Source organism: Synergistaceae bacterium, from assembly GCA_017540085.1.
Classification (GTDB): Bacteria; Synergistota; Synergistia; order Synergistales; family Aminobacteriaceae; genus JAFUXM01.
This window is the reverse complement of sequence record JAFYBQ010000039.1, coordinates 25372-44580: the sequence shown is the minus strand read 5'-3', so window position 1 is coordinate 44580 and position 19209 is coordinate 25372. Positions and strand designations below refer to the sequence as shown.

Sequence of the window (19209 nt, the reverse complement as noted above, 5' to 3'; positions counted from 1 at the left end):
CACAAAAATAATACCCTATGGACTTCAGCGATGACATTGCCGGGGCTGACTCGCGGGGGCGTTCATTTCCGGGAAGGCAGAGCGCATACAGCAGTCCCGGAATTTTACGGCAAGTGTAAAAACTATAGGGGGAGAGTAAAATCTCCTCTTCATTTTTTTTTTTGCGCTGTGGCGGAATATGTGATATATTCTCGCAGGCTCTCCTGTCCGGCCTTCATGCTGGCGGGGAACTAAGAAGCCGACACTCTGAATCTATACGCATATAACTGTCAGGGGTCAGGCTTGAAATTTATGAGCCGCCCTGATTTTTATTATGCAAATCAACTACAGCTGCGGCAGATTTTGAAAGGAGGAGGAATTTTTGCCCGGCAACGAAGAGAATACCCCGCGCATTAATGAGGAGATAACATCATCGCAGGTGCTTCTTGTTGACGAAAACGGGGTGAAAGTCGGAATCACAAGCACTATTGATGCCATAAGGATGGCGCATGAGCAGTCGCTCGACCTTGTGGAGGTAGCACCGCTAGCACAGCCGCCCGTTTGCAGAATTATGGACTACGGGAAATACCGCTACCAGCTCCAGAAGAAAGAGAAAGACGCTCGAAAGAAACAGAAAGTCCAGGAACTCAAAGAAATAAAGATGAGGCCGAAAATTGATGATCATGATTTTGACTTCAAGACAAAGGCCGTCAGGCAGTTTCTTGAGAAAGGACACAGGGTAAAAGTATCGGTGTTCTTCAGGGGGCGAGAGATGTCATTTCTTGACAGGGGCGAGGAAGTTTTGAACCGCGTATTAGCCGAGTGCGAAGACGTAGGAAAGTCAGAGTCAAAGCCCATCATGGAAGGAAGATATATGCGGCTCTTATTGACACCGGTAACAGGCAGCAGCGCAAAACAGTCAGCAAAAACGAAAGGAGAAGAATAAATCAGAATGCCCAAGCAGAAACTGAAATCACATTCCGGCGCAAAAAAACGTTTCTTCAAGACAGCTTCAGGGAAATTCGCATACAGGAAGTGCAGCAGGTCTCACATCCTCGTCCACAAGAAGCCCTCAAGAATGCGCCGCCTCAAGGAAACAGGCTACGTAACAGAAACACTCACCGAGCAGATGAGGCACTTGCTCCCCTACGACTAGGAAAGGACTGACACACAATGAGAGTAAAAGGCGCGTCGCAGAGCAACAACAAGCGCAGAAAGTTATTCAGCATAACAAAAGGCTACTGGGGTCAGCGAAAGAACGTTTACCGCCGGGCAAGAGAGGCATATTTAGCGGCACTCTCACGGGCATACGGCGACAGGAAGCGCAAAAAGAGAGATTTCCGCAAATTATGGATTACGAGAATCAGCGCGGCAGTCAGGGCTGAAGGAATGAGCTACAGCGTATTCATGAACGGCCTGAAGAAAGCAGGTATCACCCTCAACCGCAAAATGCTGTCAGAAATGGCGATACATGACGCAAAAGCATTCAGCGATTTAGTCGCAAAAGTGAAGGCCGCCAAGTAATGACGGAAGATAATATCACCGCAAAAACTGTGAGGGATTCATTCCGCGAGTCCCTCGCAGGAGCTTCAACACTTCAAGAGTTAGACGAAATCCGCGTAAAATTCACAGGCAAAAAAGGATCACTCACGCAATTACTGCGCTCACTCGGAAAATTACCACCCGAACAAAGGAAATCAGCAGGCCAGGAAGTTAATACCCTCCGCGACGAAATAGAGCACGAATTAGAGCAGGCCGGAAAAAGAATCCGCGACGCTGAGAACGAGAAGCAGGAAATCTCACAGCGCATTGACGTAACACTCCCCGCAAAGGGCAGAATCTCCGGGGCGTTCCATCCCGTTTTGCAGACAATGCACGAGATTGCCGACATAATGCAGGGACTCGGATATTCCGTAGCGTCAGGGCCTGAGATTGAAGAGGACTATTACAATTTCGAGTGTCTCAACGTTCCGCCGTGGCACCCGGCGCGTGATATGCAGGATACTTTCTACTTTGCTGACGGGACATTACTGCGGACTCACACATCGCCCGTGCAGATTCGCTCAATGCTGAAATACGGTGCGCCCCTGAGAATCGTCTGCCCGGGAAAAGTTTACCGCCGTGACAATGATACGACTCACTCGCCGATGTTCAATCAGATGGAGGGACTCTTAGTCGACAAAAATGTACCTTTCAGCGTCATGAAGGGTACTATGTCGGAAATGTTGAACGCATTTTTCGGGAAGAGTCTGCGATACCGTTTCCGGGCAAGCTATTTCCCATTCACAGAGCCTTCAATGGAGCTTGATATAGAGTGCGTAGAATGCTCCGGCCATGATGAGCATTGCAGGGTCTGTCATGGAACGGGCTGGCTTGAAGTCGTAGGCATGGGAATGGTACATCCGAATGTAATCCGCGCAGGGAAAATTGACCCCGATGAGTATAACGGCTTCGCTTTCGGTATAGGACTCGACCGTATGGCCATGCTCAAATATGGGATTGGTGATTTGCGTTTGCTGTTTGACGGGAATGTTTCATACTTCATGTCAGGATTCGGGGGTGCGGAAAAATGTTAGTGTCATGGGAACTGCTGAGGAACTTTATCGACATTGAGCCGCTGAATCTCACGCCGGAAGAACTAGCAGAGAGACTCACACTCTCAGGCTCAGAAGTCGAAAGCATTACTTACACCGCCGGAAAAATGAAGGGAGTCGTTGCCGCGAAAATTGACGCTCTCGAATCCCATCCCAAAGACGCAAAATATTCCATCGCCCATCTTGACACAGGAACGGGGATTCACGTCTGCATTACCAGCGCAAAGAACATGAAGAAGGGCGACATGGTATTTTACGCGGGAGAAGGTGCAATCCTGCCTGACGGGACGGAGTTAGGCACAAGAGATTTTCACGGCGTTATGAGCTACGGAATGATGCTGTCAGCGGAGGAGCTTGGGCTTCATGATGTTGATGATCCATCGGGACTCTTAATCCTTCCGAATGACGCGAGGCCGGGCGACAAAGCAGAGAGCCTCTATCATGTCGGAGATGTCATTCTCGATGTCTCAATCACTCCTAACAGAGGGGACTTGCTGAGTCTTCTCGGAATGGCGCGTGAAATCAAAGGCTTGTATCCCAAATCAACGCTCAAGACTCCCGAATGGCTGCGGCCTCTCAAGCAGGACAAAGAATGGTCTGAAGAGTTCGGGAAAATATCATTGCCCGATAAAGGCTGTTACGCTTACAGGCTGGGACTTGCGACAGGCGCAAAAATTTCTGACTCTCCGCTGACCGCAAAAATTGACCTTGCCCACTTGGGAATGAGGCCGATAAATAACGCTGTCGACGTAACGAACTATGTCATGCTCATGTTAGGCCAGCCCCTTCACGCTTTTGACCTTAACACGTTGCCCGCAAGAGAAATTACCGTGAGGGCAGCCCATGAAGGCGAGCATATGATGACTCTTGACGGAAAAGACCGCGCATTGACCGAACGCGACATGCTGATTACTTCAGGAGGGGAAGCAATAGCCCTCGCGGGTGTAATGGGCGGAGAGCAGACCGGCATTAATCCCGACACAACAATAATCGTCATTGAGAGCGCGAGCTTCTCACCCGTAAGAGTCGGACATACTTCACGCAGGCTCGGCATAAACTCGGAGGCGGCGTTCAGATTCTCGCGGACTGTTGACCCCGCTTTGAGCAAATCCGCCCTCATGGCCGCGGCGACTCTCATTCGCGACTGGTGCGGGGCTGAGGTCGGTTACAAGCCGTTATCCGCCGAGAATGACATTCACGAACCCAAGCCCGTAACACTCACCCGCAAAAAGTTATCTGTATATCTTTCGTGGGACAACATGAGCGAGGCCGCAAAAATTCTTGACGGTTTCGGAATCTCTCAGGTGAAAGACAACGGAGACTCCCGCGTTTTCATGCCGCCGTCATCAAGACCCGACATAACGATAGAGGAAGACCTCATAGAGGAAATCGGGCGGTTCAGAGGCTACAACGACACAGAAGAGAGGCTCCCCGGCGAAATGCCCAAGCGCGCCGACATCGGCGACTCTATGAGGCTCGCGGGATTCGTACGCAATACCCTAATCCCAAGAGGCTACACGGAAGTATTAACGTACAGCTTCCTGCCTGAAGATTTCCCCGAAAAGCTGAGGCTGAGTCCCGATGATGTTCGCGCAAAGCCCCTCACAATCTCAAACCCTATCAGCCGCGACCAAATGTCAATGAGAACGACTCTATTGCCCGGACTTATTGAGGGCCTCAAAGTCAGCATTACTTCAGGTTGGCGCGAACCCGTGAGAATCTTTGAGCAGGGGCGAGTCTTCCTCATGGACGGCGAATCATCTCACACTGAGCCGGAACATGTCGCCGGACTCATCTTCAGCGGAGTCGATACGCGCTCGCCTTCTGGGAATCGCAGTGAGGATTTCTACAGCATAAAGGCAGATATTGAGTCGCTGATTACTGCAAGGGGATACAGGGTCGAATTTGTTTCCGGCCATGAGAATTTCATGCACGCAGGACAGACGGCGGATATTTTTGCTGACGGCGTGAAAATCGGTTACGCAGGAAGACTGAAGCCCGCGATAGAGCAGGAGCTTGATGTTTCGGGCGTGTATGTGTTCGAGATTGATGTTACGGGGCTGACTGAGAGCCGCAAGCCCGCGTTCACTCCTGCAAGTTCATTCCCTGCGTCATTCCGGGATATTTCGCTTCTTGTCGCCGACACAAAGAGCAATGATGATGTTATGCGCGACATTCGGCAGTGCGTGAAAGATTCGGGAAGTGATATTACGCTGGAGTCATTGAGGCTGTTTGACATTTACGCGGGAAAAGGAATCCCGGACGGATTCAGGAGTCTTGCTTACAGTCTGAGCTACCGTTCACAGACAAAAACATTAACCGTTGAGGAAGTAGAGACATTGCACAACGGTGTGCGCGAATCGTTGAAGGCAAAAGGCTACGTAGTGCGCTAGGATAGAGCATACAGATTATCACCCCTCTGTTACAATTAGCGGAGAGGTGATTTTTTTATGGCCGTGAATCTTAATGACGCGGAATATTTTGCTGACACGATTATGAATCGCGTTGAACAATTATTGAATGAGCGGGATATTCTGCGCCGTGAGCTTGCGAGGAAGTCAGACGGGACACAGGAGCATGATAAAGCATTTGTGCGGGCGTTCCAAAACAGCGTGGCCGACAACGCTTCAGCCTCCGAGAAAATCGCAAGGCTTGAACATATGCTGCTGATAAGGTGATGGATGACATGAGAACTTCACGCGATGTATTTCTCACAATCGGAAAAGGAAGCTACACGATACATACCCCGCTTGAGAATGAAGAGATCGACAGGATAAAGGCATTAATTGATGAGGCTTGCGGGGAAATAATAAAGGGTGCGACTCAGGAAGATATGTTAATGCTTACGTGTCTGAAACTTGCTTACAGTCTCGACAGCGTGAGCGAAAAGCTGAGGAAGGTTGTTGAACGCATAGACAGCGAAAACTGAGGAGGAATAATTTTGATGACACAGATAATTTTCGGCCTGCTGATTATTGCCGGGATATATTTTGCGCTGAAGTATATTCACCGTGAAAGGCACTGCGCCCACAACTGCCGCGAATGCCGACACCCCTGCAGGACTCGGACGTGATATTATTTGCGGGTTAATTTTGAGAAGGGAGATAAATTTTCATGAAGGTAATACTGAAATCAGACGTATCAAAATTAGGCAAGGCAGGATCACTTGTTGACGTAAGCGACGGACACGCAAGAAACTTCCTTATTCCCAAAGGACTCGCAATCGAGGCGACACCCGGAAAGCTCAATGAATGGAAAAACGAGCAGGCAAGACTCAAAGCCAAAGACGAAAAACTCCGCGCAGAAGCAGAGTCCCTCCGCAAAAAACTTCAGGGGAAATCCGTAACAGTTGAAGGCAAAGCAGGCGAGAACGGAAAATTATTCGGCAGCATTACAGCGGCGCAGGTCGCCGAAGCCCTCGAATCACAGCACGGCCTCAAAGATTTCGACAAACGCAACATCAAACTTGACGACACAATTAAGCAGCCCGGAAATTTCCCCGTCTCGCTCAAACTTTACCCCGGCATTCAGTGTGATATGACCCTCTCCGTGAAGGTGTCATGACTCCTGATTACAGCCTTCAGCCCCCGAACAGCCCCGACGCGGAGCGCGCTGTGTTAGGCTCCTGCCTCCTGTCAAAAGAAGCTCTCGGAAGCGCAATCGAGATTCTGAAGCCAGAAGACTTCTACAGCCCAGACAACAGAAAAGTGTATGAAGTCCTCTCAGCTATGTACATGGCCGACAAGCCTGCGGATATTGTTACGGTTCAGATTGAGCTTGACTCACGCGGGGAGCTTGAGCCGCTCGGAGGTCAGGCATATTTCGCCGGACTCGTTCACAACGTTACAACTACAGCCAACGTCATATATCACGCCGGAATCGTCCGCGAAAACGCCGTGAGAAGGAAATTATTGCTTGTGGGCGACGCTATCCGGGGAATGTCCGTGAACAATTCGCTGTCAGTCCCCGAAATCGTAGAACATGCAGAGAAATTAATCTTTGAGGCAGCCGAGAACAAAAGCTCGACAGACTTCCGCCACGTGAAAGACATAATCAGCCCTGTTTTTGTTGACGTTGAAGAGCGTTACAGGCAGAATGACAACAAGACATCGGGCTACCCTACAGGATTCGCAGACCTAGACAGCTACACCGGGGGGCTACAGCCCGGAAGCCTTAACATTATCGCGGCTCGTCCGTCAATGGGTAAGACCGCTTTCGCCGTGAACATCGCACAGTTCGGAGGGGGAAGCGCAAACCGCCCCGTTCTGATATTCAGTCTCGAAATGCCCGCAGAACAGCTCGTCATGCGTATGCTTTCAGCAGAAGCAAGCGTGAACCTCTCACTGTTGAGCAAGGGAGCTTTTGACACTGATGACTTTCAGCGCGTCCGGGAAGCATGTAGCATTCTCGCACAGCGCAATATCTTCATCAATGACGACTCAAGCCTCACAGCCGTAGATTTCCGCACAAGGTGCAGACGTTTCAAGACACGTTACCCGGATTTGTCGCTTGTGATTGTGGACTACCTTCAATTGATGAGTTCGGGCGAAAAGAGACTCACCGATGGCCGTCAGCAGGAAGTATCAGACATTTCGCGAATGCTTAAGGCCGCCGCAAGGGAAATGAAATGCCCCGTCATAGCTTTGTCGCAATTGTCGCGGGCTGTCGAGTCTCGGAATGAGAAGAAGCCGCAGCTTTCAGACCTCCGGGACTCCGGCGCGATTGAGCAGGACGCAGATTTAGTGCTGCTGATGTTCAGGGAGGATTATTACAGCGAGAACGAGAACAACGACACCGCAAACAGCAAGGCCGATATAAGAGTCGCAAAGAACCGCAACGGCAGCACGGGAGTCTTTCACCTGACCTTTGAGCGTGAATATACGCGCTTCAGGGATTACGCCAATGACATGCCGGGAATGTAGCAGGGATTAGGGACTAGGGATTAGAGTCTTTCCCCTGTCCCCTGTCCGCTATTCCGTCCTCAGTGCGTCAATGGGATCAAGATTTGACGCTTTCCACGCAGGCCAGAAACCGAACAATATCCCGATAAACGCAGAGAACCCCGCCGCGACTATTATCGACTGCCCGGAAATTATCGTAGCCCAGCCGACAAACGCCGTTACAGCTTTCGACACTCCCACGCCCAGCGAAATCCCTATAGCCCCTCCGAGAAGTGATAACACTACTGCTTCCGTCAGAAATTGGACGCGCACATTTGACGGCCTCGCGCCCACGGCCATGCGTATGCCTATCTCGCGGGTACGTTCGCTGACCGACACAAGCATGATGTTCATGATGCCTATTCCGCCGACAAGAAGAGAGATTGACGCGACTGCGCCCAGTAACATGCTCATCACATTTGCGGTGCTGGCCATGCTCTCTTGTACCTCGGTCATGTTGCGGACGTTAAAATCATTCTCGACTCCGTCCGTAAGTTTGTGTCTCTGCCGGAGAAGGGATATTATTTCTTTTTCCGCAGATGACACCGAGTCTTTGTCCTTTGCCTGAACGTTTATCCGCCTCACTGTGTCGACTCTCGTTCCCGCCCTCGAAAGCCGCCGCTGTGCTGTCGTTACCGGGACGAGAATGAAATCATCCTGATCCTGCCCCCAGGAGTTTGCGCCCTTCTTTGTCGTCATCCCTGCGATTCGGAAAGGCACGCTCTTGATTCGTATCGTTATGCCTACAGGGTCAGAATATCCGAATAATTCCCTCGCTACTGTCTGGCCAATCACGCAGACTTTCGCGCCGCTCCTCACATCCTGCTCCGTGAACATCGCCCCGCTTGCCATTGACCAGTTACGCACCTGCAATATATCCGGCGTACTGCCTGTAACGCTTGTGTTCCAGTTAGAATTTCCGTAAATCACCTGCGCTGACGTGCTGACCTCCGGGGCTGTCCTTGCGATGGAAAATGTTTGTTCCGCAAGCGCATACGAATCTTCAAGCGTCAATGACTGCCCGGAACCCGCCGCCCCTCTCGCGCCTGTCGAATTAGGCGGAGCAGGCATTACGATTAGCATATTTGACCCGAACCCGGCTAACGCGCTTTCTACCTGTTGTGCTGCGCCTCGTCCTATTGCTACCATTGTGATTACCGCGCCGACTCCGATTATTATTCCCAGCATTGTCAGAAGTGAGCGCGTACGGTTGCTGAGAAGGGAACGCAGTGCCGTCTTTATTATTTCCATCAGCAAAAATCCTCCGTGCGAAAAATTTTCCTGCCATTATAGATTACTCTTCCATGTTGTATTTTGTGTGTGAGGTGTTACCCCCCCTCGGCAAGCCGTGTCCCCCCTAACTTAGGGGGGGCAGGGGGGCTTCATGGAGGGTGAGAAAAATAAATGCTATAATGTCAAACGCTAACTGAAATTTTCACGCGACAAAGGGAGGAATTATTATCATCATGGAACCGTTCTACAGGACATACAAGCCCGCAAAAAGAGGGTTCTACAAGCTGTGGCTTCTCGTGATTCTGATTCTCGTGCTGGCATGGGTAGTGAATCATTACAACCCCGGCGCGGACTGGTGTAAATGGATATGGTACGCCGCCGCCGCTGTTGATGTTCTCATTGTGCTTTACATTCTCGTGAAGCGCATGACAATATCTCTCACGCTCAAAGATAACCCCGAAAAGCCCTCGGATCAGGAAGTATCATTCTCAGAGTTAAGCCCTCTGAAGCCGTTCAGCTCGGATTTCAGCAAGTCGATTGAAATCGGCCTTATGAACATTGAGCATATCGAGGTAAAACAGACGCTCATGCAGAAAATTTTAGGCATCGGCGACATCATAATAGCCTCGTCAGGAACAGGCCGCGAGGAAATAATCGCTCCGGGAATCCTTCACCCCGTTGAAGTCCGCGATGAGATTCAGGAACACGCAAGCAGGTACAAGGCCAAAATTTAGCCCTCATTCACCGCACACATTACACGCAGAAAAATTGACGGGAGCGAGTCAGCCGGATTGACTTTGCCCCCGTTTTTCTTTGTCCTGATTTCTGTAGCCTGTCCGCTATTTTTTGTTGAGGAACTGACGCAATAGCTTCATCATTTCGAGGCTCTTGAACGGTTTGGGCAGGTAGTCATCGAAGCCCATCCCGATATATTCCGCCCGGGCGTTTCCCCCGGCGTTCGCTGTAAGGGCAATGAACGCGGTATCAGGGGCGTATTTTTTCGCATGGCCGAGAGTCTCTACTCCGTCCATCCCCGGCATTTTGTGATCTAGGAAGACAATATCATAATGCCCGGCCTTTATTTTCTGTAAAGCCTCCTCGCCGGACTCAGCCGTATCAATGTCAGCCATTGACTCTTTCAGCATTCCTTTTGCGACAACAAGATTCACCGGGGTATCGTCAACCACAAGAATTTTCGCCCCCGGCCACACTGACGGCCCGTCATCCTCCGCGGCTGTCTCTACATTGGCAGCGTTCTGCATGTAGTCTTCATACTCCTGAATCGTGATGTTGTCCCCCCGTACTATTCTCTGCGGTATCTCGAACGTTACGCGGGTTCCCTTGCCGTATTCGCTCTCAAGGTCTATACGCCCGCTCATGATGTTAATGATGTTCTTGACTAACGCAAGGCCGAGTCCCGCACCGGGTATGTGCCTCGTTTCGATGATATTCGCCCGCTCGAAAGGCTCAAAGATATTTGCGCTCTCACTCTCCCGCATTCCTATTCCGGTGTCCTCAACGACAAATTTCAGGATTACGGCGGAATTATTATCGCTGACTGATTCGCACGAAACGTTAAGGGCTATGCTTCCTTTGAGGGTATATTTCGCGGAATTGCTGAGTAAGTTTGTCAGCACCTGCTTTAGCCTCAATGCGTCCCCGTGCAGATGTTCGGGCATTGAAGGATCTGCGCTGAGTATGAATTTTATTGCGGGGTTCTTTCCGATCAGACCTGTGATATATCCCTCGCAGTCTTTGAGAATCTCCCAAAGGTGATAATCTGACTCGTAAAGCTCCATTTTCCCGGCCTCAATCTTTGAGATGTCAAGAATATTGTTGACGATGTTCAATAAATGCTCGCCCGCGTTCTTGATGTCCTGTGAGGCTTTCTGCGTCTCCCAGTCTTTTGCCTCCGCGTGAATCATCTCATTGATACCGAGTATTGCGTTCATTGGTGTGCGGATTTCGTGCGACGTGCTTGCGAGGAAGTTGCTTTTTGCTTTGTTGGCGGCTCCGGCTTTCCTCATTGAGTCCTCAGCCATGAGGCGGGCTTCTTCTATTTCGTTCTGAGCTGATAATAGCTGCCTGTACGTGGGTGCTTCAAGGTAAAAGAACGTGAACACAAGCATGATAGTTGCGACAGTGTAAACGAGGGGCATATTCTGCCGGAAAAGGTACTGCATGACGAACGAGTCAATCAGCAGCACGAACAGCACATTCATTACGATAAATTGTCCGTTGCCGTAATACTCCTGATACGCGAGCTGTAACACGAATCCTTCAAGCACGAAAAGAACCCCGACTCCCGGCGAGAATATCATAGAAATGTCCCCGCTGTAACGGAACATGAACGGAATAATCACGCTCAAAGCCAGGAAGAAGAAATGTATCTCCGCGAATCTCCTGCTGATTTTGCGCGTGTATGCCGCAACGTAGCACATTAAGCAGTAGCCGTTGACGTTGATTGTAGCGTAGAATAATTTGCGCCATACCGTTACGGTTTTTATGTCGGTGAAAATCTCCGTGAGAACCTCAAAGCACGCCGCCGTTAATGTTGACGCAACTAGGAAGAGAAAACGCCGATTAATCTCTGATTTAGTCGCAAGCCGTCCGCCCAGGAAAGCAGAGAATACGAACAGGAACGGAAGCATTGTAATCTCAAGAAATGCCTCTCTGATATTATGTATTGCCGTCATGACAGAAAGCAAAGCCCCTTTTTGTGTGAATGATAGACTGAGTATAGCACCTTTGCGCGTGATATAATGCCCTCACCATATCCCAATAAAGGACAGACACGACAATGCTATTCATGATTGACACGGACAGGCATCTCAAGCGCGAGCTAACTCCCCTCAATGTATGGTCGCTGGCGTTCGGCTGCGTCATAGGCTGGAGCGCGTATGTAATGCCGGGTACGGTGTTCCTTCCCAGCGCCGGCCCTCTTGGGACTCTTATTGCGATGGAGATTGCCGCGTTCGTCATGCTCATAATCTCGTACAACTACAGCTACATGATAAAGAAATTCCCGCTGACCGGGGGCGAGTTCATTTACGCCAAGACATCATTCGGCGAGACACACGGATTTATTTGCGCGTGGTTTCTGTCGCTGTCGTATTTGTCCGTCATCCCCCTAAACGCTACTGCCCTCAATATGATTATGCGGGCGGTATTCGGCGACGCGTTCAAGTTCGGATTTCACTACACTGTATCGGGCTATGATGTCTGGTTCGGTGAAATGCTGCTTGCGCTCGGAGTCATGGCCGTGTTAATGCTAGTGAGCTTCATGGGCGTAATATTCACCGGGAAATTGCAGACATACCTTGTCATGATTCTTCTCGGCGGGATACTCGTAATAATCGGGGCGGCGTTCGTGAGTCCGAATGTTTCAGCCGCCAACATTCACCCGATGTTCCGCCCGGTAACGCAGGACTTCACGAAAGGGATAATCGCGCAGATTGTAGCAGTTGCCATAACCGGCCCGCAGTCGTTCATAGGGTTTGACACTGTGCCGCAATTGATGGAGGAGTCGAAATTCTCGCCGGACAAAGTGAAAGTAGTCATGGACACAAGCATAATATGCGGGCTTTTCGTGTACTTGGCACTGACATTGCTGGCGTGTTCTGTCGTTCCGTATGTGTATCATCATTCATGGCCTGCGTACATTGCAGACCTCCCGAATCAGTCAGGCACGGCGGGAATCGCTACCCTCAACGCGGCTAATATAGTGATGGGCAAGACGGGACTCGCGGTGATTACGGCCTCAGTTCTTGCGGCGATGCTGACGGGGATTATAGGATTCTACACAGCTACAAGCCGAGTGCTTTACTCGATGGCCAGGGACGGAATGATCCCCGAATGGTTCGGCTACCTCAACAGGAACGGAGTCCCCTCCCACGCGGGACTCTTCTGCGCCGGAGTCGCCGGGGTAACATGCCTTTTCGGGCGGGCGGTAATGGGCTGGGTGTTCGACATGGCCTCTATAGGAGCGTCAATAGGCTTTGCGTACACTTCACTTGCGGCGGCAAAATATGCGTGGCGGGAAAAACGCAGAGACATTATGATTTTCGGGGTACTCGGCGTAATATTCTCGCTGGCTATGGCTGTTATACTTCTCGACTCACTGAGCTACGAGTCATATACTCTGCTGTTCTTATGGGGAGTAATAGGGACTTTGTTTTACGTAATCCGGCGTATATGGGGGGGGGGGGGGGGCTTAACCGCCAAAAATTACCTGCCGAATGAAGAAGATTCCGGGGAATAATTATACCCGGTATTCAATGGCACCCGGAAAATTCCGCTTAGTGCTGCTCCCTTCCGGGCCTGACACGGTTCGCAGGTTTCCGCCGCATTGAGCCGGGCTTGAATATTCTATCACATTATCGGAGAATAGAGACATAAAATCACGGAGGGAGGTTTATTGCGATGAGGAAAATATTTCTTGCGGCATTGATGGTGATTGCTGTATGTTCGGAATCGTTTGCGGTGTCTCAGGATATGGGAGCGTATGTGAGGCAGGATGTTTTTGACGCGAAAATGGAGATGCTTTTCATGAGGCTTGAGGGCAAGATTGACTCATTGTCAGAGCGTATTGACGGTGTGGGAAAATCATTGTCAGAACGTATTAACGGCGTGGAAAAATCATTGTCAGCTCGAATTGACGGTGTAGAAAAAACATTGTCAGAACGTATTGACGGCGTGGACAAGAAAATTGACAGTGTGGAAAAACGTCTTGACGCTCGTATTGACGGTGTGGAGAAACGTATGGGCGTGATGGACAAGCGAATGGATGACGGCTTTAGCGGGATGCATAAGCGTATTGATGACACTAATAATTTTGTTTACTGGGTACTTGTGCTTTTAGGGGCGATGATTGCTGTGCCATTCATCAACAAATTCTGGGATTTCGCCAAGGAAGCGCGGACTCCCGCTGTAACTCTTGATGACGTAAAGAGCCTCATAGCTGAAGCCATATCCGAGGCTAAACTTCAGCACAAAGCATAATTTCAGACCATATATAATTTCCCAGCCTCATTCCCCGCGGAGACAGTGCGATTCTCTCAGGCGTGAACACAAAAAGATCCGCGGGCATTTCAGATATTGCGCGTTCGATTTCAGGCAGGAGATTTTTACGCGGGACTCCGAATTTCGTCCGCAAAGACAGAATCACAAGCTCAAGCTCCGAATCCCTCGGCGATAATTTTTCCCGTTCACCCTTAACGCCCGCAATATATTTCCCAAGCTCGGACGGATTCGCGCACCTTACCCCGTCAACATAGCTCACAGCAGACGGCCCAATTGCTATAACGTCCGAATGATTCCAGTACGCTAAATTGTGCCGGCATTCATGGCCGGGAAGCGCGAAATTAGAGATCTCATACTGCCCGAAATTATGACGCGGAAGCATGTACTGCGCGTAACGGTAAAACTTGTAGCCCGCCCCGTTCAGGTCATCCCCGCCGAATTTCTCCCACATCGGGACTCCAGGCTCTAACGTAAGCTGATAGCACGAAATATGACACGCATATTCCATCACGCGCCGTAACGAATAATCCCATGACCTTAGAGTCTGGCCTGGTATGGCGAAAATCAAATCACAGCTGAGATTCAGCCCGGAAGATTTCACGAGGGACATTGCTTTTTCTGCTGACCGGGAATCGTGCAAGCGTCCCAAAGTCAGAAGCTCAGAGTCATTCATGCTCTGCACTCCCAAGCTAATGCGGGTAAAATTATTGTCCCTGAAGAATGATACATGCTCAGGAGTCAGGCTTGCGGGGTTCGCTTCTGTAGTGGCTTCTGTGATTGCTGACGTGCTGAAATTAGCGCGGATTATCGTCATCAGAGTATCCCATTCCGTTACAGTCAGGAACGTTGGAGTCCCTCCGCCGATGTAGAGAGTCGACAGCGGAATTTTCCCGTCCCGGGAATATGACTCTGCCTCGCGTTTCAGAGCCTCAAGCCACGCGGGAATAAGCTCCCTTCCTCCGGCCATGCTGTAGAATGAGCAGTAGCCGCACTTCCTCTCACAGAACGGAACATGTACATACAGTGAGACCGCCAATCATAAATCGCCTCCGGGAAAATATTATCACTTGCGCGGGGATTTAGTGTACAATTACAATATCAGCAGGCAAAGGAGGAATAATAATGCGTGTGGTACAGACGAACATAATCACAAACACCGCCGGAAATCCCACGAGAATCGAGCGCGGGCCGATTGTGCGGAGAGTTGAGACGCAGTATGTACACGTTCAGGAGTCAGTATTAGTGCAGCAACCAAGAATCGAGGACTTCAACAATTTAGTTGTGGTTCATGATCAGGTTGAGCAATATGTATAGGAGGTATAAATAATTGCGTAAGAGTTTTGTATTGTCATTAGCGTTAGTGTTCGTCATGGCCGTGTCAGCGTTAGGCTTCAGCGGCCACGAGATGTGGAAGCTCCAGCTTGACAGCCCAATAACTAGCGGGATAACCGTATCAGGCGGGACGGTTTTCTTTGGGACTGAGACCGGGAAAATTTTTGCGGTCAATGCAAAGTCCGGCCAAGTCGCATGGGAGTACAAAGCCGACAACACGATTTACGGTGTTCCGGCTGTAACAGGCGACACGGTTATATTCGCACAGGGCAGCGGTGAGCTTCTCGCGTTCAAGGCTACGGCAGGCGGTCTTGTATGGACATCAGGCGGCGAGGGCGGTAAAGACCTTCACGGCCGTGATGTGAATGACGGACTTTCTGACGGAGCTTCAACAGGCGGCGGACTCGTCTACGTCTCAAAGGCTGACAGAAAGGTTCACGCATTCAGCACAAAAGACGGCAAAGCGGCATGGACATACGCCACAAGCGACCAGGGAGTCAGGGCTGCTCCCCTGTATCATGACGGCATCGTGTTCGTCGGAGAGTATGACGGCACATTCAGCATGGTTGACGCGAAAACAGGCAAGAGGCTCAACGGAGGCGGCGCAGGCGGTGCGGTAAACACTCCCACAGTGAACGGCGGGAACGTCTACTTCTCCGCGTGGGACGGCTCTGTGAACTGCGTCAAGATAAATGGCGTTGAACCCCTCTGGCACGTCAACGTTCACGACACAATCACGACACAGCCGGAAATTTCAGCGGGAAAAATTGTTGTAGGCACAGGAAGCGGGGCTGTAATCGCGCTTGACGAAAAGACTGGGCGCACTTTGTGGAGATTCAACACGAACTCAGGCAGCATTTTGGCAAAGCCAGTAATCGGAGACGGCGTAGTCATCGCAGGAGCTGAAACAGGGTCAGTATGCATTCTTGACCTGAACACAGGAAGGCAGGCGGGGACTCTCACAGACGCAACAGGACTCAGCGCAACCCCGGCATTCTCGGACGGAGTGTTTTATTTCGGCAGCGGAAGTACCCTTTACGCTTTCCAGTAGGCCGTAAATTTCTGAGGCTCTCCCGTTTTCACTGCGGGGGAGTCTTTTTTTGTTTTTTGTTACAATGTTGTAATCTCAAAGGAGGTTTTATTCATGCTGAAAATTTTTCTTGCCCTCATCATTTCCGCAGGACTTGTCTCACAAGCACATGCCGCAAAACAAACGCCCTGGCTTAATTCCAACGTTATCGGCGCAATGAAGGACGCTAAATATTCGCCTTCCCTCAAAGATGACTATTACGCGAATATAAATCATGACTGGCTCATGAACACCGCGCTCAAGCCCGGCTACCCCCGCGCAGGAGCGTTCACCGAGCTTCAGGACACAATAGACGAACGCCTAAAAGCCATGATGACAGACGTAACAATCTCCGGCCATGACGCAGATTTAGTGCGGAGGCTCTATGCCCTCTGGCTTGACTGGGACTCCCGGAACGCCGAGGGACTCGCAGACCTAGACAGGCAGGCCGGGCGGATAACGTCAATCAAGACTCTTGACGAACTCAGCGCGTACTTCATGCAGGAAGAGACGTTGTACAGCGGTGAAATGCTCGCCGATTTCGGGATCGGCCGCGACAACAAGGACTCAGAGTCTCACAACCTCGAACTGTCAGCAACAGGACTCTCACTCGGAGACTCAGCCGAATACAGGAAGCGCACCGCAAACGGAGACCGCGTGAAGAAAATGCATGACGGAATCGTCCGCTACATGCTGCGGAGACTGGGCTACACGGAGGAATTTGCGCGGGATATTCTTGAGCGTTCGTACAGGTTCGAGGAGAAAATCGCCGCCCATGAAATGACGCTGAAAGAAGTATATGATCCTTCAGCAATCGACAAAATGTATAACCCGCTCACAATGGACGAGCTTAGGCAGAAATCGCCAGTTTTCCCGTTTGCTGACATTCTCGCGGCTCATAATGCAGTCTCAGACCTCATGAATCTTCAGGAACCCGAATGGCTGAAGGCACTCAATGAGCTTTACACGGAGTCAAATCTTGAGGACATGAAAGCGTACCTGCTGGCTAATCTCGTGTCAGGCTATATCACTCTCACGGATGAGGCCGCTTACAGGGAGTATCAGAGATTATCACGCGAGAGGCTCGGAATTTCTGAGAGCAAGCCGGATATTGATTTGGCGGTTGACTTTGTTCACGGGAATTTAGCGGGGTCAGTCTCACGGATATACATCGGGCGATATGTCCCTGAGTCAGCAAAAAAAGAAGTTGAAGACATAATCCGCCGGACAGTGAAATATTACCGCGCAATGCTTGAGTCTGAAGACTGGCTTTCAGAGTCGACACGGAAAAAGGCCATCGAGAAACTTGACGCAATGAGGCTCAATTCAGCATACCCGGAAAAATGGGTAGACTTCTCCGGCTATGAGATTTCCGCTGATATGGGACTGTATGAGGCAGTAAAAGCCCTGAAAAAGTACAAGATACAGAAATATTTTTATGACCGAATAAACACGAAAGTTGACCATGATTTATGGATTAATGATGTTGTTGTCGTCAACGCCTACTATCAGCCGTCAGAAAACTCGATAAACATAATCGCCGGGATAATGGGCGGGGATTTCTACAGCCCGGAAATGTCCTACGAGCAGAAACTCGGCGGCATCGGTATGGTAATCGGGCATGAGATTTCCCACGCATTCGACACGAACGGGGCGCAGTTCGGCAAAACGGGCAACGTTGAGTCATGGTGGACTGAGGAAGACAGCGCACACTTCAAGAAACGCGCTGAGAGGCTCATAAAGTACATTGACACATTCAGGGTAGACGACTCCGGCGAACATTACAGCGGGGAGCTTGTGCAGGGTGAGACAATTGCGGACATGGCCGGGGTGAAAGCCATGCTCGGAATCGCCGAGGGCATAGAGGGCTTCAGCTACAATAAATTTTTCAGGCAGTACGCAAAAATCTGGAAGATGATTCAGACGCGGGAAATGTCAGACCTGAGAATAAAGACCGATGTCCACGCCCTGCCGTACATCCGCGTGAACGCAATCGTACAGCAGTATGAGGAATTTTTCAGGACATACGGAATCGGCGAGGGGGATAACATGTATCTCGCTCCTGAGAAAAGAGTCGCAGTCTGGTAGAAGTGGTAATATTTTCCGTGAGGTGAAAAATTCCATGAACAGAATAATCACTATAGGCCGCGAATTTGGGTCAGGAGGCCGCGAGCTTGCCCGGCTCATCGCTGACATCACCGGCTTTGCGTACTATGACCGCGAAATTATCGCCGAGATCGCAAAACGCACATCACTGTCAGAGAAATACATTCAGAACGTTGCCGAGCAGAAGCCCGTAATCCCCTTCCCGATTCACACGGGGCGAACATTCTGGGCGGTCATTCCCGACTACGGGCAGGACGTACAGAAGGAGCAGCACGGAATAATACGCGAGATGGCCGGGAAATCGGATTGTGTCATTGTAGGCAGGGGGGCGGATTACATTCTGAGGGACGCGAATCCCTTCCGTGTGTTTGTGTATTCTGACGCAGAGTCAAAGCTGAAGCGGTGCCGGGAAAACAGCTCCAACGACTACGCGAAAGGAGTCGAAATGTCCGACAAGGAATTAGCCCGCAGAATAGAGCAGATCAACAAGGCCAGGGCGGAATACTACGAGTTCTACACGGGTCAGGAATGGGGCGACAAAGCAAACTATGATTTCTGCGTCAACACGTCAAAATGCGCGGACTTCAGGAAACTTGCGGAGGCTCTAGCGTCATTGATATAGCACCTAACAAAAACAGGACGGCTCATTATCGGGTCATCCTGTTCTTTTTTTGCCTTTTGCCTTCTACATTTCGTAGCGCATGACGTATTTTGTGTAGAGAGGTATTTTTGCTATGGTCTTATCGAGTCGGGGATTACGGTTCCACATTCTGAAGTTCCGTATCTCGCTCTCGGATCTTCCTCCCGCAAAGAAATCGTACACTCCCTTGCTGTATTTCTGCACGAAGAGGAAGAATCGCCGCTTTCCGACATGAAGATAGAACGTTATCATGTCATTGGCTTTGGTGACCGTGATTTTGTTCTTCATGGCTCC

At 50.5% G+C, this 19209-nt stretch carries 20 protein-coding genes and 1 other RNA gene; 16 read left to right on the top strand and 5 right to left on the bottom strand.

Going from position 1 to position 19209, the window contains the following annotated elements; translation table 11 throughout:
• Window positions 1-361 precede the first annotated feature (361 nt).
• The 9 genes from infC to dnaB all read left to right on the top strand — a co-directional run bounded on the left by infC (window position 362) and on the right by dnaB (window position 7495).
• Window positions 362-925, top strand: a complete 564-nt coding sequence (gene infC, locus IKQ95_09830) for a translation initiation factor IF-3 (GenBank protein ID MBR4196995.1) — start codon at window positions 362-364, stop codon at window positions 923-925.
• A gap of 6 nt (window positions 926-931) precedes the next feature.
• Window positions 932-1135: a 50S ribosomal protein L35 gene (gene rpmI / locus IKQ95_09825; GenBank protein MBR4196994.1), complete on the top strand. Its 204-nt coding sequence runs from the start codon at window positions 932-934 to the stop codon at window positions 1133-1135.
• A gap of 17 nt (window positions 1136-1152) precedes the next feature.
• Window positions 1153-1503: a 50S ribosomal protein L20 gene (gene rplT / locus IKQ95_09820; protein ID MBR4196993.1), complete on the top strand. Its 351-nt coding sequence runs from the start codon at window positions 1153-1155 to the stop codon at window positions 1501-1503.
• Window positions 1503-2555: a phenylalanine--tRNA ligase subunit alpha gene (gene pheS, locus IKQ95_09815; GenBank protein MBR4196992.1), complete on the top strand. Its 1053-nt coding sequence runs from the start codon at window positions 1503-1505 to the stop codon at window positions 2553-2555. The genes rplT and pheS overlap by 1 nt, the downstream gene beginning before the upstream one ends.
• Entirely contained in the window at window positions 2549-4966 is a 2418-nt protein-coding gene (locus tag IKQ95_09810) for a phenylalanine--tRNA ligase subunit beta (protein ID MBR4196991.1), read from the top strand. The genes pheS and IKQ95_09810 overlap by 7 nt, the downstream gene beginning before the upstream one ends.
• A 57-nt stretch (window positions 4967-5023) precedes the next feature.
• The gene (locus IKQ95_09805; protein MBR4196990.1) at window positions 5024-5251 is read left to right on the top strand and encodes a hypothetical protein; all 228 of its coding nucleotides are present in this window, start codon (window positions 5024-5026) and stop codon (window positions 5249-5251) included.
• A gap of 8 nt (window positions 5252-5259) precedes the next feature.
• Window positions 5260-5502 (top strand): cell division protein ZapA, encoded by a 243-nt coding sequence (zapA, locus tag IKQ95_09800; GenBank protein MBR4196989.1) that lies wholly within the window; start codon window positions 5260-5262, stop codon window positions 5500-5502.
• A gap of 185 nt (window positions 5503-5687) precedes the next feature.
• Window positions 5688-6137 (top strand): 50S ribosomal protein L9, encoded by a 450-nt coding sequence (gene rplI / locus IKQ95_09795; protein MBR4196988.1) that lies wholly within the window; start codon window positions 5688-5690, stop codon window positions 6135-6137.
• Window positions 6134-7495, top strand: a complete 1362-nt coding sequence (dnaB, locus tag IKQ95_09790; protein ID MBR4196987.1) for a replicative DNA helicase — start codon at window positions 6134-6136, stop codon at window positions 7493-7495. Before rplI ends, dnaB begins: the two co-directional genes overlap by 4 nt.
• A 48-nt stretch (window positions 7496-7543) precedes the next feature.
• Here the strand turns inward: dnaB and IKQ95_09785 are convergent, their stop codons facing one another.
• Window positions 7544-8764: an ABC transporter permease gene (locus IKQ95_09785; GenBank protein ID MBR4196986.1), complete on the bottom strand. Its 1221-nt coding sequence runs from the start codon at window positions 8762-8764 to the stop codon at window positions 7544-7546.
• A 215-nt stretch (window positions 8765-8979) separates the two neighbouring features.
• On the opposite strand from IKQ95_09785, the gene IKQ95_09780 reads away from it, so the two are divergent.
• Window positions 8980-9480 (top strand): PH domain-containing protein, encoded by a 501-nt coding sequence (locus IKQ95_09780; GenBank protein ID MBR4196985.1) that lies wholly within the window; start codon window positions 8980-8982, stop codon window positions 9478-9480.
• 105 nt (window positions 9481-9585) lie between these two features.
• On the opposite strand, the gene IKQ95_09775 is transcribed toward IKQ95_09780, so the two are convergent.
• On the bottom strand, window positions 9586-11442 hold the full coding sequence (locus tag IKQ95_09775) for a response regulator (GenBank protein MBR4196984.1): 1857 nt from the start codon (window positions 11440-11442) through the stop codon (window positions 9586-9588).
• A gap of 104 nt (window positions 11443-11546) precedes the next feature.
• Between IKQ95_09775 and IKQ95_09770 the strand changes: the two genes are divergently transcribed.
• Window positions 11547-13007 (top strand): APC family permease, encoded by a 1461-nt coding sequence (locus IKQ95_09770; protein ID MBR4196983.1) that lies wholly within the window; start codon window positions 11547-11549, stop codon window positions 13005-13007.
• Here IKQ95_09770 and ffs read toward each other — a convergent pair.
• Window positions 13008-13106: signal recognition particle sRNA small type (gene ffs, locus IKQ95_09765), an RNA gene on the bottom strand. It abuts the gene before it with no gap.
• A 62-nt stretch (window positions 13107-13168) separates the two neighbouring features.
• Here ffs and IKQ95_09760 point away from each other — a divergent pair.
• Complete coding sequence (locus tag IKQ95_09760; protein ID MBR4196982.1) at window positions 13169-13747, top strand: hypothetical protein; 579 nt, start codon at window positions 13169-13171, stop codon at window positions 13745-13747.
• Here IKQ95_09760 and hemW read toward each other — a convergent pair.
• Window positions 13725-14804 carry a radical SAM family heme chaperone HemW gene (hemW, locus tag IKQ95_09755; GenBank protein ID MBR4196981.1) on the bottom strand — a complete coding sequence of 360 codons (1080 nt, stop codon included), beginning with the start codon at window positions 14802-14804 and terminating at the stop codon, window positions 13725-13727. The genes IKQ95_09760 and hemW overlap by 23 nt on opposite strands.
• Window positions 14805-14890: 86 nt before the next feature.
• On the opposite strand from hemW, the gene IKQ95_09750 reads away from it, so the two are divergent.
• The 4 genes from IKQ95_09750 (at window position 14891) to IKQ95_09735 (ending at window position 18897) form a co-directional block, all read left to right on the top strand.
• The gene (locus IKQ95_09750; GenBank protein ID MBR4196980.1) at window positions 14891-15082 is read left to right on the top strand and encodes a hypothetical protein; all 192 of its coding nucleotides are present in this window, start codon (window positions 14891-14893) and stop codon (window positions 15080-15082) included.
• A gap of 13 nt (window positions 15083-15095) precedes the next feature.
• The gene (locus IKQ95_09745) at window positions 15096-16151 is read left to right on the top strand and encodes a PQQ-binding-like beta-propeller repeat protein (protein MBR4196979.1); all 1056 of its coding nucleotides are present in this window, start codon (window positions 15096-15098) and stop codon (window positions 16149-16151) included.
• Window positions 16152-16244: 93 nt separating this feature from the next.
• Window positions 16245-18257 carry a M13 family metallopeptidase gene (locus tag IKQ95_09740; protein ID MBR4196978.1) on the top strand — a complete coding sequence of 671 codons (2013 nt, stop codon included), beginning with the start codon at window positions 16245-16247 and terminating at the stop codon, window positions 18255-18257.
• A gap of 34 nt (window positions 18258-18291) precedes the next feature.
• Window positions 18292-18897, top strand: coding sequence for a cytidylate kinase-like family protein (locus IKQ95_09735; GenBank protein MBR4196977.1), 606 nt, complete (start codon window positions 18292-18294; stop codon window positions 18895-18897).
• 63 nt (window positions 18898-18960) lie between these two features.
• On the opposite strand, the gene IKQ95_09730 is transcribed toward IKQ95_09735, so the two are convergent.
• Entirely contained in the window at window positions 18961-19203 is a 243-nt protein-coding gene (locus tag IKQ95_09730; protein ID MBR4196976.1) for a hypothetical protein, read from the bottom strand.
• Window positions 19204-19209 lie beyond the last annotated feature (6 nt).

Bases quoted from the DNA above. Each gene is read 5' to 3' on its own strand.
- IKQ95_09750 (MBR4196980.1), top strand. From the start codon at position 14,891: ATGCGTGTGGTACAGACGAACATAATCACAAACACCGCCGGAAATCCC.
- rplT (MBR4196993.1), top strand. From the start codon at position 1,153: ATGAGAGTAAAAGGCGCGTCGCAGAGCAACAACAAGCGCAGAAAGTTA.
- pheS (MBR4196992.1), top strand. From the start codon at position 1,503: ATGACGGAAGATAATATCACCGCAAAAACTGTGAGGGATTCATTCCGC.
- IKQ95_09730 (MBR4196976.1), bottom strand. From the start codon at position 19,203: ATGAAGAACAAAATCACGGTCACCAAAGCCAATGACATGATAACGTTC.
- IKQ95_09770 (MBR4196983.1), top strand. From the start codon at position 11,547: ATGCTATTCATGATTGACACGGACAGGCATCTCAAGCGCGAGCTAACT.
- dnaB (MBR4196987.1), top strand. From the start codon at position 6,134: ATGACTCCTGATTACAGCCTTCAGCCCCCGAACAGCCCCGACGCGGAG.
- rplI (MBR4196988.1), top strand. From the start codon at position 5,688: ATGAAGGTAATACTGAAATCAGACGTATCAAAATTAGGCAAGGCAGGA.
- rpmI (MBR4196994.1), top strand. From the start codon at position 932: ATGCCCAAGCAGAAACTGAAATCACATTCCGGCGCAAAAAAACGTTTC.
- IKQ95_09780 (MBR4196985.1), top strand. From the start codon at position 8,980: ATGGAACCGTTCTACAGGACATACAAGCCCGCAAAAAGAGGGTTCTAC.
- IKQ95_09760 (MBR4196982.1), top strand. From the start codon at position 13,169: ATGAGGAAAATATTTCTTGCGGCATTGATGGTGATTGCTGTATGTTCG.
- IKQ95_09805 (MBR4196990.1), top strand. From the start codon at position 5,024: ATGGCCGTGAATCTTAATGACGCGGAATATTTTGCTGACACGATTATG.
- IKQ95_09735 (MBR4196977.1), top strand. From the start codon at position 18,292: ATGAACAGAATAATCACTATAGGCCGCGAATTTGGGTCAGGAGGCCGC.
- IKQ95_09740 (MBR4196978.1), top strand. From the start codon at position 16,245: ATGCTGAAAATTTTTCTTGCCCTCATCATTTCCGCAGGACTTGTCTCA.
- zapA (MBR4196989.1), top strand. From the start codon at position 5,260: ATGAGAACTTCACGCGATGTATTTCTCACAATCGGAAAAGGAAGCTAC.
- IKQ95_09785 (MBR4196986.1), bottom strand. From the start codon at position 8,764: ATGGAAATAATAAAGACGGCACTGCGTTCCCTTCTCAGCAACCGTACG.
- IKQ95_09810 (MBR4196991.1), top strand. From the start codon at position 2,549: ATGTTAGTGTCATGGGAACTGCTGAGGAACTTTATCGACATTGAGCCG.
- IKQ95_09775 (MBR4196984.1), bottom strand. From the start codon at position 11,442: ATGACGGCAATACATAATATCAGAGAGGCATTTCTTGAGATTACAATG.